This window comes from Desulfosoma sp., from assembly GCA_037481875.1.
Lineage (GTDB): Bacteria > Desulfobacterota > Syntrophobacteria > Syntrophobacterales > DSM-9756 > Desulfosoma.
Map to the genome: position 1 here is coordinate 96,385 of JBBFKY010000003.1, position 16,521 is coordinate 112,905.

The following is a 16,521-nucleotide window of genomic DNA, read 5'->3' on the forward strand; positions in this document are numbered from 1 at the left end:
AGAAAATGCCTTAGGGTACGGAAGGAGCTTCTTTTCGTCAACGGCCATGAAGAGGACACACACTCACTGGAACCCGTTCTTCCAGAAAAAAAACCGATCTTGTGTTCGGACACCCTTCGGTGGCCGGTTCACCCGATTCGATGCACACCAAACGCTCCACGACGCCGGGAGGCACGGCAAAAGGTTGTGGAGCGATCCAGGGGCGAATATTCTTCATGAAACGAGCCCAGAGACGCAGAGCTCCCGTCGCCCCGCTCAGCCCCGTGGATCGATTGTCATCAAAACCCACCCACACCAAAGCCAGCAGATCACTGGTATAGCCCACAAACCATGAATCCCTGTAATCGCTTGTGGTCCCGGTCTTTCCTGCACATGGAAAAGTAATCCCCAGGGAAGCCAATCCTCGGGCCGTGCCCTCTTCCACCACATTCTGAAGCATCTGTGTGATAAGATAAGCTTTTGAAGCACTTGTGACGGTGGTCATTTCCATATGACGTCGTTCCAAAACGGTTCCCTTGGGCGTGACCACCTTGCGGATCGTCACAAGTTCCGGTCTTTGCCCTTCGTTGGCCAATGCGGTATAGGCTCCTGCCAGCTCCAGCGGTGTCACTTCAAAGGCCCCCAGGGCCAAAGACGGATAAGGATCGAGCCTGGATCGAAACCCCAACCTTCTTGCCGTCTTCACCACCTGCTCGAAACCGATCTGAGATGCCAAGTTCACGGTAGCGGCGTTCAAAGAATACGTGAGGGCTTCCTGTATCGTCACCAAGCCACGATATCGTCCGTCATAGTTTCTCGGTGTCCATACCGTGTCCCCCACCTTGTAGACTTTGGGTGCGTCTTCGATACGGCTGATGGGAGTCCACTGATCCAGGGCGCTGAGGTAAACAAAGGGTTTAAAGGCGGAACCTGGTTGTCGATGCGCCTGAAGGGCTCGATTAAAAGTACTGACGGCATAATCCCTGCCACCCACAAGAGCGGTCAGCGCTCCGGTCTTGGGATGCACCACCACCAAAGCGGCTTGCAACACTTCTGTGGGATCTTCCGCACGCAGCCGAGGATGACGCGCTTCCAGCTCGGCCATGCCTTCTCGAACAGCCTTTTCCGCTTCCCAGGCTATTTCCGGATGATAGGCGGTGTAGACGGCAAGACCTTCCGAAGCCAGGGTCTCCTTGGAATAAAGAGCTTCCATTTGGGCCTTGACAAGGTCGATGTAATAGGGGGCGGCTGTACTAAAAACCGGGCGTGGCGCTGTTCGTAGAGGTTCCGATAAAGCCTTCTCGTAGTCTTCCGCCGTGATGAACCCAAGCTCCCGCATGCGCTGCAACACCACGTTGCGCCTCTCGCGGCACAACTCAAGATTCCTGTAAGGCGAATACCGATTGGGAGCCTGAATCATGCCGGCCAGCACCGCCGACTCCCCAAGGCTTAAGTCTTCCACATTGCGCCCGAAATAAACTTGGGCGGCTTCTCCGATACCGTGAATGGCCATGGAACGCCATTGTCCCAGGTAGATTTCGTTGAGGTACATTTCCAAAATATTTTCTTTGGAATACCGAGCTTCCAGCACCAAGGCCATAGCGGCTTCCAGCAACTTTCTTTTGAGCGTCCTTTCCGGTTCCAGAAAGTAATTTTTCACCAGTTGCTGGGTGATGGTGGAACCTCCCTGAACAATGCGGCGAGCCATAATATCCGCCCATAAAGCACGAGCGATGCCCCACCAGTCGATCCCTCTGTGTTCGAAAAACCTGCGGTCTTCAATGGCGACCACGGCCTTGATCAAATGATCCGGCACCTCTTTGAGTCGTATCAGCAGTCGGCTTTCTCGATTTTCACCGAAAAGACGAGCGAGCACCACAGGCTCCACTTCCACGTAAGGGCGACTCGTGCCCGATTCCTCAAGACCCGCTACACGGTCCCCCTGAAATCGAAGGACCACTTCTCGGGATTTGAGCTCGGTGCCCGGATAAGAAAACTCCCGAAAAAAGACGCGAATTTCATCCTTTGTGCGCGAATATTCGCCGGGTCCAGGCTTTGGTGCCGCCGTCAATCGGTATCCTCGAGCGGCCAAAACATCTTCGAACCGGGCTAAACCCACCGGCATGCCGGGGTAGATCATGATGGAATCACTCAAGACCACAGCCGGAACACTCCACAAACGTCCGGCAAAACGTTTTTCAATGGCGTGTGCCAGATAAACATAGCCGGCAAAGATTCCCGCACCGCAAAGAATCCCCAAGGCCGCGAAGATTCCCAACAGACGGCGACTCCAAGATTTTTGCTTTTTTAAAGAAAACTTGAAGGTCATTTGAGATCCAACCGTACGACACATTCAATGTGCGGTGTATGGGGAAAAAGATCAAAAGGACGCACAAAGTGAACCTTGTACCCTTCCGATAGTGCGGTCAGATCCCGAGCCAAAGTCGATGGGTTGCAGGACACGGCCACAATGCGCCGAGGTCTTAGTTCAAGAAGGGCTTTGACCACCTTGGGATGCATGCCGGAACGTGGGGGATCGGTGATGATCACATCAGGTTTTCCACCAAAAGCATCAAGAGACGAGTGCCGAAGCACGTCTTTAAGATCCCCGACAAAAAACCGGCAGTTCTCCACGCCGTTCAGCGCGGCGTTTCGGTAAGCGTCCGAGACGGCCTCTGGCACCAACTCAAACCCCGTGACCCGACGTGCTTGGCCCGCTACGGTCAAGGCAATGCTTCCCGTGCCACAATACAGGTCCCACACCGTTTCCGTCCCCGTCAGCTCAGCGCTTTCGACAATCGCCGCATAGAGCCGCTCCGCTCCCAGCGTGTTTGTCTGAAAAAAGGACTGGGCGGAAATATGAAATCGAAGGGAGCCCACATGCTCTTCAATGGCTCCCGATCCCCAAAGCACTCGAGGCTCCTCACCCTGAGCCACCTGGGCTCGCGTTCGGTTCACGGAATGCACAAAGGTGGTCACAGAGGGCCCTTGAGATTCCAACACTCGAGCCATGCGCTCCACGGCGCGCTCCACCTCGGAACCCTCCGCCGTAATGAGATGCACAAGGCGTTGCCCTGTCTTCTTGCCTTCCCGCACCACCACAAAGCGCCAAACCCCTTGATGCGTCCGAATATGGTAGGGCGGCAGGCCGCTTTCCTTGGCCGCACGCCGCACAATCTCCACCACCGTCATGGCTTCCGAGGATTCCAGACGGCAGTCGTGAACATCAAACACTCGGTCGTAACGGCCTCGCACATGCAACCCCAAAGCGAAACCGCGGTCGTAGAAAACTTCATTGCACGCCATTTCGTTCGAGGACAGCCATCGATACGCCGAAAAGGTGAATTCCATCTTGTTGCGGTACTCATACAGGGCCGGAGACGGTGTCACCTCAACGATGGGAAAATCCTGCGTTCTTGAAAGTGAAGCCAGAGACTCACACACATGGCGGTGTTTCCAGGCCAGTTGCTGTGCATAATCCAAATCCTGCCACAGGCAGCCGCCGCACACACCGAAATGAGCACACACAGGTTGCACCTGATGTGGAGAGGGCTGCAGCACTTCAAGCACATAGCCTTCGGCGTAATTGGCTTTCTTTTTGGTGATCCGCACGCGGACCTTTTGCCCGGGCAGTGCCCGCTCCATAAAAACCACAAAGCCGTCCAGACGGCTGATGGCTTTCCCTCCGAACACAAGCTTGTCCACAAGGAGCTCCAGTTCAACGCCCTTGCGAAGAGACTCCATCACTTCCCGTTCCTTTCCCGTCGTCAAAGGTCTGGTGCAAAATAAGTGTTCTATGCTAATAGATACGCCCTCGGAACACCAGAGCCTTTGTTCCGAAATCTTTGCATGCTTCTAAAAGGTGACGGAGCCGGCGCCCATGCGATCCCTTCAAACCTATGGAAGACTCATCAAGTTCAGCCACACCGTGTTCGCTCTGCCCTTTGCTCTGGCCGCCGTCACACTCGCTCACCAGGAAAAACCGCTCACCTTGGCTTCTCTTGTCTGGATTCTCTTGGCTATGGTTGGAGCCCGTTCGGCGGCCATGGGATTCAACCGCTTGGTGGACGCGCGCTTTGATCGCCTCAACCCGAGAACAGCCGATCGCCCTTCGGTGACTGGAGAAATTTCCACGCGAGCCATGGTTTTCTTTATTGCGGGATCATCCCTACTTTTCATTTTCAGCGCCGCAATGCTTGGACCTCTCTGCCTAAAACTTTCCGTCCCCTGCCTGGCTGTGCTCTTTGGGTATTCGTACACCAAGCGCTTCACGGCAGCTTCGCATCTGTACTTAGGAGCCGCCATCGGGTTGGCTCCCATCGGAGCCTGGATCGCTGTCACCGGATCCCTGAACCCGCGCATTCTTCTGCTTTCAGCCGCTCTCATGACCTACATCGCCGGTTTTGATATTCTCTATGCTTGTCAGGACGTGGATTTTGACCGGACCATGGGCCTGTACAGTTTGCCTTCTCGATGGGGTATTCCTCAGGCTTTGCGCCTTGCCGCAGCCCTGCACGGAATAACCGTGGTTTGTCTTTTCGGCTTCGGTCTCGCTTTTCAAAGAGGTCGCATCTTTTATCTCTTTCTTTGTGCCATTGTGGGACTCCTTTTTTTGGAACACCGGCTTGTACGCCCTCATCGGCTCGATCGAATTCCCATAGCGTTTTTCCATGTGAACAGTGTGGTGTCCATCCTCTTGCTTGCCGCCGTATGGCTGGATGTCACTTTGATGTAGAGACCGCAGTGCCGACGTTCTGACGTGTTCTTGAGGAGCTTTTCCGTGTCGAATGTGTCTTTGGAAAAAAGTCCGCACCGCATGGGATCCATGTTTGATCGGATTGCGGCGACCTATGATTTCTTGAATCACTTTCTTTCCATGGGTTTGGACCTGTGGTGGCGACGTCAAGCGGTGCAAGCCCTGTGGCGTTTGACACCGCAGGCTCATAGGGTGCTGGATGTGGCTACGGGAACGGGTGATCTGGCTTTCGCCATGCTTCGAGGCCGACCCCATGTTCACCTTGTAGGTCTTGATGTGGCTCGAAACATGCTTCGCAGGGCCGCCGAAAAACGCCGCGCCTCCTCCATTTCCGCGTCCCGATACAGCCTCGTGGCGGCGGATGCCCTTAACATGCCGTTTCCCGACCATTGTTTTGATGCCCTCATGATCGCCTACGGGATTCGAAATCTGCCGGATATTTCTCAGGCCTTTCGAGAATTTCGACGTGTGCTTCGTCCCGGGGCTCATGTGCTCATTTTGGAATTCACCCTGCCTCGTCAGCCCGTCCTGAGAAACGCTTACAGGTTTTACTTTGAAAACATCCTTCCACGCCTTGGAGGCTGGGTGTCACGGGACCGTGAAGCTTACCAGTATCTTCCGGCATCCGTAGGAGCCTTTATCAGTCCGGAAGCCATGAGCGATCTCGGGGCGTCGGAAGGCTTTGAAACACGCTGCATACGGCTTCTCACCGCAGGGATCACCTATTACTGGATCGGCCGATGCTCAAAGGATGAACCATGAAAACCGCCTATAAGAATCTTCGAGATTTCGTCCGGGCTTTGGAAAAGGAAGGGGAACTGCTTCGGATTCAGGCGCCTGTGTCCCGGGAACTGGAGATCACCCAAATCACGGATATCATGTGCAAGAGTCCCAAAGGCAGTAAAGCGCTTTTATTTGAAAATGTCGTGGAATCGCCTTTCCCTGTGCTGACCAATGCCTTTGGAAGCGAAAAGCGTATCTGCATGGCCTTAGGGGTGCGTCATCTGGATGAACTGGCGGTTCGCGTGCGTCGATTCATAGAAATCGAACCCCCCAAGTCCCTGGCCCAAGCCCTTCGTCTGGTACCTTTAGGTCTGGATCTGTTGCGGTTTGTGCCTCGAAAGGTGCGTCACGCCCCATGTCAGGAAGTGGTTCGACGAGGATCCGACGTGAACCTGAACCAGCTTCCCGTGCTCAAATGCTGGCCCAAAGACGGTGGTCCCTTCGTCACTCTGCCCGTAGTCATCACACGCAGCCTGAGAACAGGTAAACGCAATGCGGGCATGTACCGCCTTCAGGTCTATGACGCCAAAACAACAGGCATGCATTGGCATATCCACAAGGATGGATCCCATTACTTTCAGGAATATCGAACCGCCCGAAAGCCCATGCCTGTCGCTGTGGCCGTGGGAACCGACCCGGCCACCACCTATGCCGCCACAGCCCCGTTGCCTCGCGGTGTGGATGAAATGATCCTTTCCGGTTTTATTCGTCGGGCTCCCGTACCCATGACGCGGGCTGTGACCGTGCCTTTGGATGTGCCCGCCGAAGCGGAATTTATCCTGGAAGGTTACGTGGATCCCGAAGAACTTCGCCTGGAAGGCCCCTTTGGAGATCATACGGGTTACTATTCCCTGACAGATTTTTATCCAGTGTTTCATGTGACGGCCATCACCCATCGAAAAAACCCCATTTACCCGGCAACCATCGTAGGTCGTCCTCCCATGGAAGACTGTTATTTGGCCAAAGCCACGGAACGGCTTTTTCTTCCATTGCTTCAGGCAGTGCTTCCGGAAATCAAGGACTACTGGCTTCCTTGGGAAGGTGTTTTTCACAACATAACGGTGGTGGCTTTGGAAAAAGAATATCCAGGCCATGCCCGCAAAGTCATGAGCGCTCTATGGGGGCAGGGGCAAATGAGTTTCTGCAAGGCTTTGGTGATGGTCGATGCCCAGGTGGACCTCAACCGTCCTGAAAAGGTCCTGGAAACCGTGCTGAATACCGTGGACTTGGAACGGGATCTTTACATCACGGAAGGGGTCCTGGATGTGCTGGACCACAGCGCTCCTGAACCGCTCTTTGGAGGTAAGGTAGGACTGGACGCCACCGCCCGCCTGGCCATGGAACCGCAAAGACCTCAAAGGCCCCGCCCTGCTTCCTGGCCTGAAGATACGCACATTCTGCAGGATCTTCACCGAATCAGTGAAAAATTCAGCCGGTGTCGACGCCTGAAACTGGACGTGGCTAATCCCGTTCTTTTGGTCAACATGATCAAAGACGGTTCAGTCTCCGCTCGTTCCCTGGCACCGGCTTTGTTGGATGCCGAAGCCCTGCAGCCCTTCAGCGTCTTTGTCATTTATGATCAGGACATCGTTTTACAGGACGGCTCTCTCGTGCTCTGGAAACTTTTCAACAATGTCGATCCTCATCGGGATATGGTCCGTAAGGGGTCCCGGCTCGTCATCGACGCCACCAAGAAAGGCCCTGAAGATGGTCATACAAGGCCCTGGCCCGACGATATCGTCATGGACCCGAACGTGGTCGAACGCGTCAGGGAGCGAGCTCGAGAACTGGGCATCAGCGCCTTTCTGGAAAGCTGAAAAAACCTAACGTTCCAAAAGCTGGTTGGCCCAGACAGGGTTTTCTATCTTTTTGTTTTCCAAATGCATGACGGCATAGATGATGCTATTGTAAGGCACAGGAACGCCGTGTTCCCTGCCGAGGCGGACCACCATGCCGTTAAGGGCTTCCACTTCCGTTTTGCGATGCCATTCTAGATCGCGCAGCATGGAACACTTGAACTTGCGGTTGTAGGAATACGCCAGTGCCATGGCTTCTTCCACGGCATTGTCCGGTAAACCGATGCCGCATTTCTTGGAAAGCTCCAACACTTCCTTCATGGTCCCTTCCAGGACTTCGCGGGTTTCCGGGCAATCCAAAATGAGACCCAAAGCCGCCCGTCCCAGGGTGCTCACCCCATGGACGCCGCAAATGAAAAGAAATTTGGCCCACAGGACTTTTTGAATGTTGTCGGAAACTTCAGCATCAATGCCTGCCTGGTGAAAGACATCTAGAATTTTCTGAACCCGCTCCGTGCGTTCCCCGGATAGTTCCCCGAAGATAATTTTTCCGGGCTTTCCCGTGTGCGCAATGACACCGGGAGACGCAATGGTGGATTCAATAAAGACGGTTCCGGGCAGTATTTTTTCTTCACCGAAAACCTCACTCAGTTTCTCGGCGTTATCGATCCCGTTTTGAAGTGTGAGGATGGTGGTGTCCGTTTCTACCATGGGAGCTGCAAAACGAGCCGCCTTTTCTGTATCATGGGATTTGACGCAAAAGAGCAGGAGATCCACCGGGCCGATCTCTTCCGGCTCCGATGTGGCGTGAATACGTACACGAAAATTCTCGTTGTTGGTCACCACTTCCAAGCCTTCTTCTTGCAAGGCTTCCAAATGCTTTCCTCGAGCCACAAAGTGGATATCCACGCCGGCGCGCGCCAGAAAACCTCCGAAATAGCCCCCAACCCCTCCGGTACCCAAGACCCCGATCTTCATTGACCGCTCCTTGTCACTCCAGATCTCGACCTGCCCATGTTCAATCCCCAGCCAAGCCCCCTTTGGACCACGCCGGAAGTCCCCTTTCCGGGCGAATCCCCGTCTATATAGCGCCTTGCTTGAATCTCGTCAAACCTTGCTGTTGGCTTTGACAAAGCCATGTAAACCATTCACTATATCTACCGATGTTCGGGCCGGGTTTTCTTAGAACATTTCAAGACGTCGGCGCCATGGATATGAAGGCGCATGGGAGAGTTCATGGTCATGAAAAACGTCTATGACAATGTGCTTCAAGTGATCGGCAACACTCCGTTGGTTCGCATCAACCGCCTTAACCCGAACCCTCGAACCACCATTTACGCCAAGCTGGAATCCAAAAATCCCGGAGGATCCATCAAGGATCGTACGGCCCTGTTCATGATCGAAGCCGCGGAACGCAGCGGGGAATTAACCCCGAACAAAACCATCATCGAAGCCACCAGCGGCAACACGGGTATCGGGCTGGCTGTGGTCGCCGCCGTCAAAGGCTACCGCCTCATCTTGGCCATGCCGGAAACAGCCAGCAGCGAACGGCAAAAGATCCTCAAGGCCCTAGGCGCCGAATTGCTGCTCACTCCAGGCGCTCTTGGCACCGATGGCGCTATTGAAGAAGTCTATCGCATGGTGCGGGAACAGCCGGATAAGTATTTTCTGGCGGATCAATTCAATAACCCGGCTAATCCTGAAGCCCATTATCGGGGGACAGGCCCGGAAATCTATGAGCAGACCGAAGGGAAAGTCAACGTGGTGGTGGCCAGCCTGGGAACCAGTGGCACGGCCATGGGTATCCTTCGAGCCATGAAGGAACGAAACCCTTCTATTGAAGTTGTGGCTGTGGAGCCCTATCCGGGCCATAAAATTCAAGGGCTCAAGAACATGAAAGAATCTTACGTGCCGGGTATCTTTGAAAGACACAAGCTGGATCGCATTGTTCATGTAAAGGACGAAGATGCTTTTGAAATGGCGCGGCGTTTGGCCAGGGAAGAAGGGCTGTTTGTGGGCATGAGTTCCGGAGCCTGCATGGCGGCGGCCGTGGAAATCGCCAAGGAAAGAGAAAGCGGCGTGATTGTGGCGGTCCTTCCCGATGGAGGTGACCGCTATCTCAGTACCAACCTTTTCACCACCATGTTGGAACCTGATTTTCGCTTCTTTGATTTTCTTCAACGCCGTAAGGTGGACTTTAAACCCGCCGTGGAAGGCAAAATCCGCATCGCGGTCACGGGCCCTCCCCTGGATTCCTGCCTTTCCCTGGAAACGGCTCGAAGACTCATGCTGGCCGATATTCTCACTCGATTCGTGCAATCCAAAGGTTTTCGCACGGAAACCTTTGTCCTGCTTCCTGATCTGGACAGCCGATCCATTCAGTGCGCCATCGAAAAAAACACAAGTCTTGAAGACTATGTTCAGGATCGCATCGCCGTCTTTTCCTCGGAATTACAAAAGCTGGGTATGGCCTCTCAGGTGGCCCTGACCAAGACCAGCGAGCACCTGGAAGCAATCGTCCAATTGGTTCGATCCTTGCTAAAAAAAGGAGTGGCTTACGAAAAGTTACGTTCCGTTTATTTCAATGTCGCCCAAGTCGACGACTACGGCCGACTTTCACGGGTTGATCCCCAAAAGGTTCGGTCCGGCTCCTCCGTGGACCTGAGTGCCTACGAAAAATTGAACCCTCGCGATTTCGCCTTGCTCAAGCGTGCAACCCTCGCCGAACTGAAACGCGGCCATTACCTCAAGACCGAATGGGGCAACGTGGTGCCCACATGGCACATCGCCTCCGCCGCCATGGTCATGGATCATTTCGGATTTCCTTTGGACATTTACGTCAGTGGCATGGACTTTTTGTTTCCTCACTTGGAAAACCTTAGGACCATCGCCTGGGCCCTTACCGGAAAGGCCTATGCCAACACATGGCTTCTGTGCGAAAGGATTCAAAACGCGGAAGGAGAAACCACGAAATCGACAGAACCCGAAGCATGCCCAAGGTCCCTAACCCTCGAAGACCTTTATGCCGAAGGGATGACTCCCGCCGAAGTGCGTTTCTGGCTCATTGCATCCCATTACCGCAAGCCCATGACAATATCCCGACAAAGCCTTCGAAGTGCCGCACGGGGACTCAAACGCGTTCGAGAATTCATCCATCGATTGCACCATGCGTCGGTGCATGAGGGTGCCGTAAACGGGGTGGAAGAAGAAGTGTTTTCCTTGGAACGCGGCTTTTTCGACGCCCTGGCCGATGATATGAACACGCCCAAGGCTTTGGCGGCCCTTTTCGATTTCGTGCGCACCATGAATCTTCGACTGGAACAGGGACCTCTGGCACCACGAGCCAAGGAAACCGCCCTCAAGGCGGTGCAAAACGTGGATCGTATTTTGGGTCTTTTTGCCTTGGATCTTCGGCCCTTGTCCGCCGAAGAAAAGGCCCTCATGGAACAAAGGGAAGCCGCCCGCGCTGCAAAGGATTGGGCTCGAGCCGACGCCCTTCGAGAAGAACTGCGCCGCTTGGGCATCGTGGTTCGAGACGCCGCTCACGGCACCCTGTGGGAACGCGTCTCCTGACCCGAGCCGAGCCCGACAAGGTGTTCGTGCTTCACCGTACGAGCGAGAGCTGGTTCAAGGCTTGGGGCTCAGCTCAGTCCTAACACACGACGCAACCGCTCCGCCTCGCAAGGCTCCAAAGGATAGGCTGACGAAGACCCGGCAAAATTTTCAAGCACCACACATTTGGAATCCATGTGGACCACCGCCGAAGCCGTCATGGGCACTTTTCCTAAACCTCCGGGAAGATCCACGACAAAATGGGGAAGAGCCAGACCTGAGATGCGATGACGCAAGGTCGCCAGGAGTTCCATTCCCGCCGAAAGGGGTGTGCGAAAATGGGCCGTGCCTTGCATAAGGTCCATCTGCAGAAGGTAGTAGGGACGAACTCTTAGCGTCAAAAGCTCCGTGAAAAGCGTACCCAAAACGGCGGCATGGTCGTTAATGCCTTTGAGAAGCACGGTTTGACTACCCAGGGGAATGCCGGCATCGGCTAAAAGACCACAGGCTTCACGGCTTTCCTTGGAAATTTCCGATGGATGATTGACGTGAATGTTTATGTACAAGGGAGCATAGGCCGCCAGACACCGCACCAAGGCGGGTGTGATGCGTGCTGGATCGGCAAAAGGGACCCGGGTGCCAAGGCGAATGAGGCGAACATGAGGAATTTCCCGCACCCTGGCGACCAGGCTTTCCAGAAAATCCACAGGCAGCATGAGAGGATCTCCGCCGGAAAGAAGGACGTCATGAATGGCGGGGGTTTTTCGTATATAGTCCAAAGCCTCGTGAACAAGATCGTCGGTGAGAGGTACCGGGTGAGTCCAGCGTCTTTTTCGTGTGCAAAAACGGCAATGCACCGCACACAGATCGCTGACGATCCAAAGCACTCGGTCGGGATAGCGATGCACCAGATTGGGAACAGGGGATCGGCTTTCTTCTCCCAAAGGATCCGTCAGACCAAAAGGGTCGCTGATATCCAGTTCTCTTGGATCCGGCACCACTTGTCGCCATACAGGGTCCTCAGGAGCGGTGATAAGGTTTGCAAAATGTCGGCTGAGAACGAAAGGGTAAACCTGATGCACGGCCTTCAAGGGGTCTAGAGGGATTTTCCAGTGGTTTGCAAACTGCTCGAGAGAGATCACGGCTGACTCGCTTCGGTGCTTTGATTCCGTGTGTGGAGGAAAAGTGTTTCCTTCCTGGTTACGTGTCTACGGCCGACGTCATGTTCTGGGCATGCTGGGTCTCGGATTTTCTTCCGGGTTGCCTTTGGCCCTTACGGGAAGCACGCTTCAGGCCTGGATGATGTCCGAAAAGGTGGACATTCGCCTGATCGGCCTTTTCTCCCTGGTAGGACTCCCTTACACCCTCAAGGTGGCCTGGGCTCCTCTCATGGACCGCTTTCCTGCCCCGTGGCTTGGCAGACGTCGGGGTTGGATCCTTACCACTCAGATTCTTCTCTGTGCAAGTCTTCTGATTCTGGGATCCCTCACACCGGCACGAGATCTTCAGATCATGGCCGCTTTGGCTTTGCTTATCGCCTTCTGGAGTGCAAGTCAGGATATCGTCATAGACGCTTACCGCACAGAAGTGCTTCCGGACACGGACAAGGGGGCCGGTGCGGCCATGAGCGTCGTGGGATATCGATTGGCCATGCTCACTTCAGGAGCCATGGCTCTGATCCTTTCCGATCATTTTCCTTGGCAGACCGTGTATGTCACGATGGGCCTGATCATGGGAGGATGTGTCCTATGGACCTTGGTGTGTCCGGAACCTGGGGAAGACACCAAAGCCGCCAATGCCGTTCATCAGACAATCAAGGAAACTTTATGGGCTCCCTTGCAGAACTATTTTGCTCGACCCGGCGCCATGGCCATGCTGGCTTTTATCATGGTCTTTAAGCTCAGTGATGCCCTGGCGGGTGCTTTGACTACGCCTTTTCTGCTGGATCTGGGATTTACCCGAACCGATGTAGGTACCGTCAACAAGGCCTTTGGTCTGGTGAGCACCATTGTGGGCACTTTGATCGGGGGCGCCCTGGTGCATCGCCTGGGAATCTCACGATCCCTTTGGGTGGCCACATTCCTTCAGGCCTTTTCCAATTTGGCTTTTACAGGGCTGGCTGTGGTAGGAAGCCATTATGGGTTCATGGTCGGAGCGGTCGCTTTGGAGAACCTGTGTGGAGGGTTGGGAACCGCGGCGTTCTTGGCGTTCCTGATGAGCTTGTGTGATAGACGCTACGCCGCCACTCAATATGCTTTGCTTTCCAGCCTGATGGCGGTTTCCAGAGTCTTGGCCGGCATGCCAACCGGATTCCTGGTCGCCGCCCTGGGTTGGCCTTGGTTTTACACAGTGAGCGTCCTGGGCGCCCTTCCCGGTATTGTGCTCCTTCCTCGATTCGCCCCTTGGCGCCGCCACCCCGCCCTCTGATCCATGCTCCGCTCCGCCATACAACCAAACAAACCCACCAAGGTTTTTACCCGCCGGGAAGAGTTCTTCCACGATAAAGCGTGGTCGTATCCATTGTGGATCGCCTGATTCATTACCGACATATTCTCTTGTTCGAAGGACAAAGCTATCACCTGCGGCAGAATTTGAGACGTGATCTCTATGTCCCAGGTGAGACCATTTTATCGTTCACATTGGGTCAGGCTTTTCGGCCGTTGACAGCCAAGAAAAAACTAACCGGCAAAATTTAGCGCGCTCATAAATGCAACAATGAGCGTAAAGCCAATGCCCATCGTCCATTGCAGCTGCCTAAAACGTTTGTCCATCACTTCAAAGCGGATGCTCGTTTCTCGCTGCTGGGCTTCAAAGCGTTTGTCCATCGCTTCAAACCGCGCGGTCATTTCCCGTTGGAGGGCCTCGAAGCGCCTGTCAACAGTCTCAAAGCGGGCATTCATTGCATTCTGCAAGGTTTCAAAGCGTTTATCCATCGCCTCGAAGCGTTTTTCCATGGCTTCGAAACGTTTGTCCATGGCTTCAAACCGCACGATCATTTCCCGCTGCAGGGCCTCGAAGCGTTTTTCCATCGCGCTCAATTGTGCAATCTGCACTTCTCGCAGCGTTTTGAGCTCTTCTTCCACGCGCACTGTGCGCTCCAGAAGTGAAAGCTCACGAGCTTTCAGTTCGTTTTGCTGCACAAAAGCAGCCACCTGCTCGGCCACGAGAGTGCTTACCTGCCCACGCACGACCGTTTCGATCAGCGCTTTGACTTGTTCGGTATCCATCATGACAGCTTCTTCAGGCATCGGACCTGCTCCCTAGGGATTTAATGAAAGCTACCATAGCACAAGACCTAGAGGCAAGCATCACTCGGGGCCATATCCTAGTTCCCCGTCCTTCATCCGCTCTAGCCGCAATCTCTGAACGAGGACGGTGACGCCGACAGTGACACCAATGATCTCCCTTAAAACCCTTTAAGGCAACCGGCACTGCCTGCTGGACACAAGCAAGCTCGCTTTCATCACGACTTTACCATCAGGGTCCGACAACGCCACCCTGCACAGGTAAAAGGCCATGGATGAGGCCGTTTTTCGTTGTTTCGATCAGGAGACGTTCTACGATCTACCCAACATAATGCTCAAAGTGCCAAAGTACGCAGATTCCGTGATCGACGACCTCAAGAAAAACCGGGCTGGAAACTGATCGTTCTGGTTGATTGGCCGGCTGAACGTGCGAATTGATCGTATTTTGGAAGGGGTGAGCATAGCCTATGAGCGCGCGTCGGCTCACGGATTTGGCGTCGACAATACCAAGTCCCAAGATATGGAGCCGGTTGGTGCGGTTAAAATGGTGATTTGGATGTTCGATACGGATTGTGACGGGCACAGCCTTAACCCTTGAAGGTGTTCTTCCCCACGGTGAACGAGAACCAAGGCTGGGCGCCTTGCGAAAAAACTGCGACCGCAAATTGAGCGGGAGTTTATCGAAGCCTATCGAGGTACAATGTCTTTGCCCTTCCAGCTGGGGGACCACACGTGAACTGCCGTGAAAATCGAGGACGACCGGGCAATCGAGAGCCTGTAGGCGATGGACAAGAAGAGGGGGCCGAAGACCCGTAGTGAAGCGACTCTCCGGTCACCGTGCCGGCTTTTTTGAGAGACTACGGAACTGAGCATCCAGGGATCTCTGCCATCCCAGCCTCTCGATCACCTTGCGTATCTTGCTTCCGAACGTCCTCAGGGACCATTGTCACTGGCGCCAGCGCTCCTTACCCGCTTCCACCGCCACCTTGGTGAGCTTCAGCCGCTCCCACAGCCTGAGGACATCCTCTACCTTCGGGCTCACACCAGCAGCCCGCATCGCAGGTTCCACTTTCTTTATCAGGTAGTCAGCGAGCAAGCAGACGAGAACGTGAGTTCGGATACGCCTGTCCAGCCGGTGGTGGACCAGCCGGATCTTCATGTAGATCTTGATATGGCGGAAGGTCCTCTCGGCAACCTGAAGGCGGCGATACTCCTTATCCACCTCTTTGCCCTCATGCCGACACGCAGCCGGAGAGGGGCGCAACACGTACAAGCCTTCCAGGAGAGCGCGGGCCACGGCGTCCATACCGTGGCAGGGAAACAGGGTAAGGTTGAGCAGGTAGGCGGTGGCGGACGGTGCCGGTTTGGGGATCGCGATAGGATTCCGCCAGGTGGAAGCACTGGTAGCGTTTCGCCTTGGAAGTGTTCCAGACGGACTTGACGAACATGGCGGCACCCCCTTGCGAGTCCACCACATACCAAATCATACCCTTTTCCCAGGCTCTTTTTGCCCTCCCTACGACACCATCTTAGCATCCAGAACTCGGCCGAAACATGTCAGAAACTGGCTTTCTTATGAACGTTTCACCGCTCGCCAGAGGGGTGAAGATCAGTTAATCAGTGCAAAGTGAGGGAGATCACAGGCACGCATACATCTTCTTCGAAGCATTGGTAAAAGGGAAAAGCGTTTTGAATGGTGTCGTAGAACATCGCGGCAAGTCGGAAGATCTTAAAACCGCATGCGATTGAAGGCGAAATCTTTCAGAGCTCGACGAATCAGTTCGCCCGCCCCGTGACCGTAGGGGCTCGCCATGACAAACTTACAGGTGAGGTGGAAGTCGAGGCTTGCCTTTTTGAATGATTCGTCATGAGCTGCCCCCCACTCCGAGATTCGTGGAAGGAACCCTTTCCAGGCTAACGAATGGCAACCATAATTGTTTGTTAGCCCCAACGGAAAGACAATAGATGGCCTTTCGAAACTGAGACTAAGAGTCTCTGCGACTCCCGAATTCCGTGTACTCCCATGCCTCTTTATCTCGCACGAATCGCTTCCGATGAAGGCGGTGCGCGCCCGGAGCATACTCCAAGGCGTCTTTCTTGACGCGGCCCGAACAGGTGTAGTCCCCATCCAGTTCCTCAAAGACCTCGAAGAGTTTCGAATCAAAGAATCCCTGATCGACCTGCACCACATTCGGCACGTCCTTTCGACAGCCCCTGTGGGTTCTTTGCACCATATGGCGAACCATCTTCTCAGCCATGTACGAGTGGTTGCTGTGCTTGCCGGCTCCTCGAAACACGGAATCCAAAATGAAACAAACTCATGTCACCCAAAAAGGTTGGGAAGCACGAACGTTCTTCTAGGTCGGCTCCACGCCCTGACGATTGAGCGCCTCGTCGTCATCCATCACCG

13 protein-coding genes are annotated in these 16,521 nt (G+C 54.4%); 6 read left to right on the forward strand and 7 right to left on the reverse strand.

Translation table 11 applies throughout. From position 1 onward, the window contains the following. Positions 1 to 37: 37 nt before the first annotated feature. Positions 38 to 2,308, reverse strand: a complete 2,271-nt coding sequence (locus WHS46_05455) for a PBP1A family penicillin-binding protein (GenBank protein ID MEJ5348115.1) — start codon at positions 2,306 to 2,308, stop codon at positions 38 to 40. Further along, the gene (rlmD, locus tag WHS46_05460; protein MEJ5348116.1) at positions 2,305 to 3,723 is read right to left on the reverse strand and encodes a 23S rRNA (uracil(1939)-C(5))-methyltransferase RlmD; all 1,419 of its coding nucleotides are present in this window, start codon (positions 3,721 to 3,723) and stop codon (positions 2,305 to 2,307) included. The genes WHS46_05455 and rlmD overlap by 4 nt, the downstream gene beginning before the upstream one ends. Positions 3,724 to 3,859: 136 nt before the next feature. Here rlmD and WHS46_05465 point away from each other — a divergent pair, with 136 nt between their 5' ends. From WHS46_05465 to WHS46_05475, 3 genes are read left to right on the forward strand one after another with little or no spacing between them, the layout of a single operon-like run. Beyond that, complete coding sequence (locus WHS46_05465; GenBank protein MEJ5348117.1) at positions 3,860 to 4,714, forward strand: UbiA-like polyprenyltransferase; 855 nt, start codon at positions 3,860 to 3,862, stop codon at positions 4,712 to 4,714. A 45-nt stretch (positions 4,715 to 4,759) separates the two neighbouring features. Beyond that, the gene (ubiE, locus tag WHS46_05470) at positions 4,760 to 5,497 is read left to right on the forward strand and encodes a bifunctional demethylmenaquinone methyltransferase/2-methoxy-6-polyprenyl-1,4-benzoquinol methylase UbiE (protein MEJ5348118.1); all 738 of its coding nucleotides are present in this window, start codon (positions 4,760 to 4,762) and stop codon (positions 5,495 to 5,497) included. After that, positions 5,494 to 7,335 carry a menaquinone biosynthesis decarboxylase gene (locus tag WHS46_05475; protein ID MEJ5348119.1) on the forward strand — a complete coding sequence of 614 codons (1,842 nt, stop codon included), beginning with the start codon at positions 5,494 to 5,496 and terminating at the stop codon, positions 7,333 to 7,335. Before ubiE ends, WHS46_05475 begins: the two co-directional genes overlap by 4 nt. Before the next feature lie 6 nt (positions 7,336 to 7,341). On the opposite strand, the gene WHS46_05480 is transcribed toward WHS46_05475, so the two are convergent. Then, positions 7,342 to 8,292: a 2-dehydropantoate 2-reductase gene (locus WHS46_05480; protein ID MEJ5348120.1), complete on the reverse strand. Its 951-nt coding sequence runs from the start codon at positions 8,290 to 8,292 to the stop codon at positions 7,342 to 7,344. Positions 8,293 to 8,538: 246 nt separating this feature from the next. Here WHS46_05480 and WHS46_05485 point away from each other — a divergent pair, with 246 nt between their 5' ends. After that, on the forward strand, positions 8,539 to 10,887 hold the full coding sequence (locus tag WHS46_05485; GenBank protein MEJ5348121.1) for a cysteine synthase: 2,349 nt from the start codon (positions 8,539 to 8,541) through the stop codon (positions 10,885 to 10,887). A 68-nt stretch (positions 10,888 to 10,955) separates the two neighbouring features. On the opposite strand, the gene WHS46_05490 is transcribed toward WHS46_05485, so the two are convergent. Continuing rightward, complete coding sequence (locus WHS46_05490) at positions 10,956 to 12,008, reverse strand: KamA family radical SAM protein (protein MEJ5348122.1); 1,053 nt, start codon at positions 12,006 to 12,008, stop codon at positions 10,956 to 10,958. A gap of 43 nt (positions 12,009 to 12,051) precedes the next feature. On the opposite strand from WHS46_05490, the gene WHS46_05495 reads away from it, so the two are divergent. Continuing rightward, positions 12,052 to 13,293, forward strand: coding sequence for an AmpG family muropeptide MFS transporter (locus WHS46_05495; protein MEJ5348123.1), 1,242 nt, complete (start codon positions 12,052 to 12,054; stop codon positions 13,291 to 13,293). Between the two features lie 251 nt (positions 13,294 to 13,544). Here WHS46_05495 and WHS46_05500 read toward each other — a convergent pair whose 3' ends face one another. Further along, positions 13,545 to 14,114, reverse strand: a complete 570-nt coding sequence (locus WHS46_05500) for a hypothetical protein (protein MEJ5348124.1) — start codon at positions 14,112 to 14,114, stop codon at positions 13,545 to 13,547. 268 nt (positions 14,115 to 14,382) lie between these two features. On the opposite strand from WHS46_05500, the gene WHS46_05505 reads away from it, so the two are divergent. Beyond that, positions 14,383 to 14,511 carry a hypothetical protein gene (locus WHS46_05505; GenBank protein ID MEJ5348125.1) on the forward strand — a complete coding sequence of 43 codons (129 nt, stop codon included), beginning with the start codon at positions 14,383 to 14,385 and terminating at the stop codon, positions 14,509 to 14,511. A gap of 546 nt (positions 14,512 to 15,057) precedes the next feature. Here the strand turns inward: WHS46_05505 and WHS46_05510 are convergent. Together WHS46_05510 and WHS46_05515 are read right to left on the reverse strand one after the other, a co-directional pair. Beyond that, positions 15,058 to 15,588: a hypothetical protein gene (locus WHS46_05510; GenBank protein MEJ5348126.1), complete on the reverse strand. Its 531-nt coding sequence runs from the start codon at positions 15,586 to 15,588 to the stop codon at positions 15,058 to 15,060. Positions 15,589 to 16,096: 508 nt separating this feature from the next. Then, positions 16,097 to 16,357, reverse strand: coding sequence for a hypothetical protein (locus WHS46_05515; protein ID MEJ5348127.1), 261 nt, complete (start codon positions 16,355 to 16,357; stop codon positions 16,097 to 16,099). Positions 16,358 to 16,521: the final 164 nt, after the last annotated feature.

Coding starts and splice junctions, on each gene's coding strand:
- WHS46_05485 (MEJ5348121.1), top strand. CDS start 8,539: ATGGGAGAGTTCATGGTCATGAAAAACGTCTATGACAATGTGCTTCAA.
- WHS46_05500 (MEJ5348124.1), bottom strand. CDS start 14,114: ATGCCTGAAGAAGCTGTCATGATGGATACCGAACAAGTCAAAGCGCTG.
- WHS46_05475 (MEJ5348119.1), top strand. CDS start 5,494: ATGAAAACCGCCTATAAGAATCTTCGAGATTTCGTCCGGGCTTTGGAA.
- WHS46_05455 (MEJ5348115.1), bottom strand. CDS start 2,308: ATGACCTTCAAGTTTTCTTTAAAAAAGCAAAAATCTTGGAGTCGCCGT.
- WHS46_05515 (MEJ5348127.1), bottom strand. CDS start 16,357: ATGGTTCGCCATATGGTGCAAAGAACCCACAGGGGCTGTCGAAAGGAC.
- WHS46_05510 (MEJ5348126.1), bottom strand. CDS start 15,588: ATGTGGTGGACTCGCAAGGGGGTGCCGCCATGTTCGTCAAGTCCGTCT.
- rlmD (MEJ5348116.1), bottom strand. CDS start 3,723: ATGGAGTCTCTTCGCAAGGGCGTTGAACTGGAGCTCCTTGTGGACAAG.
- WHS46_05465 (MEJ5348117.1), top strand. CDS start 3,860: ATGCGATCCCTTCAAACCTATGGAAGACTCATCAAGTTCAGCCACACC.
- WHS46_05480 (MEJ5348120.1), bottom strand. CDS start 8,292: ATGAAGATCGGGGTCTTGGGTACCGGAGGGGTTGGGGGCTATTTCGGA.
- WHS46_05505 (MEJ5348125.1), top strand. CDS start 14,383: ATGGATGAGGCCGTTTTTCGTTGTTTCGATCAGGAGACGTTCTACGAT.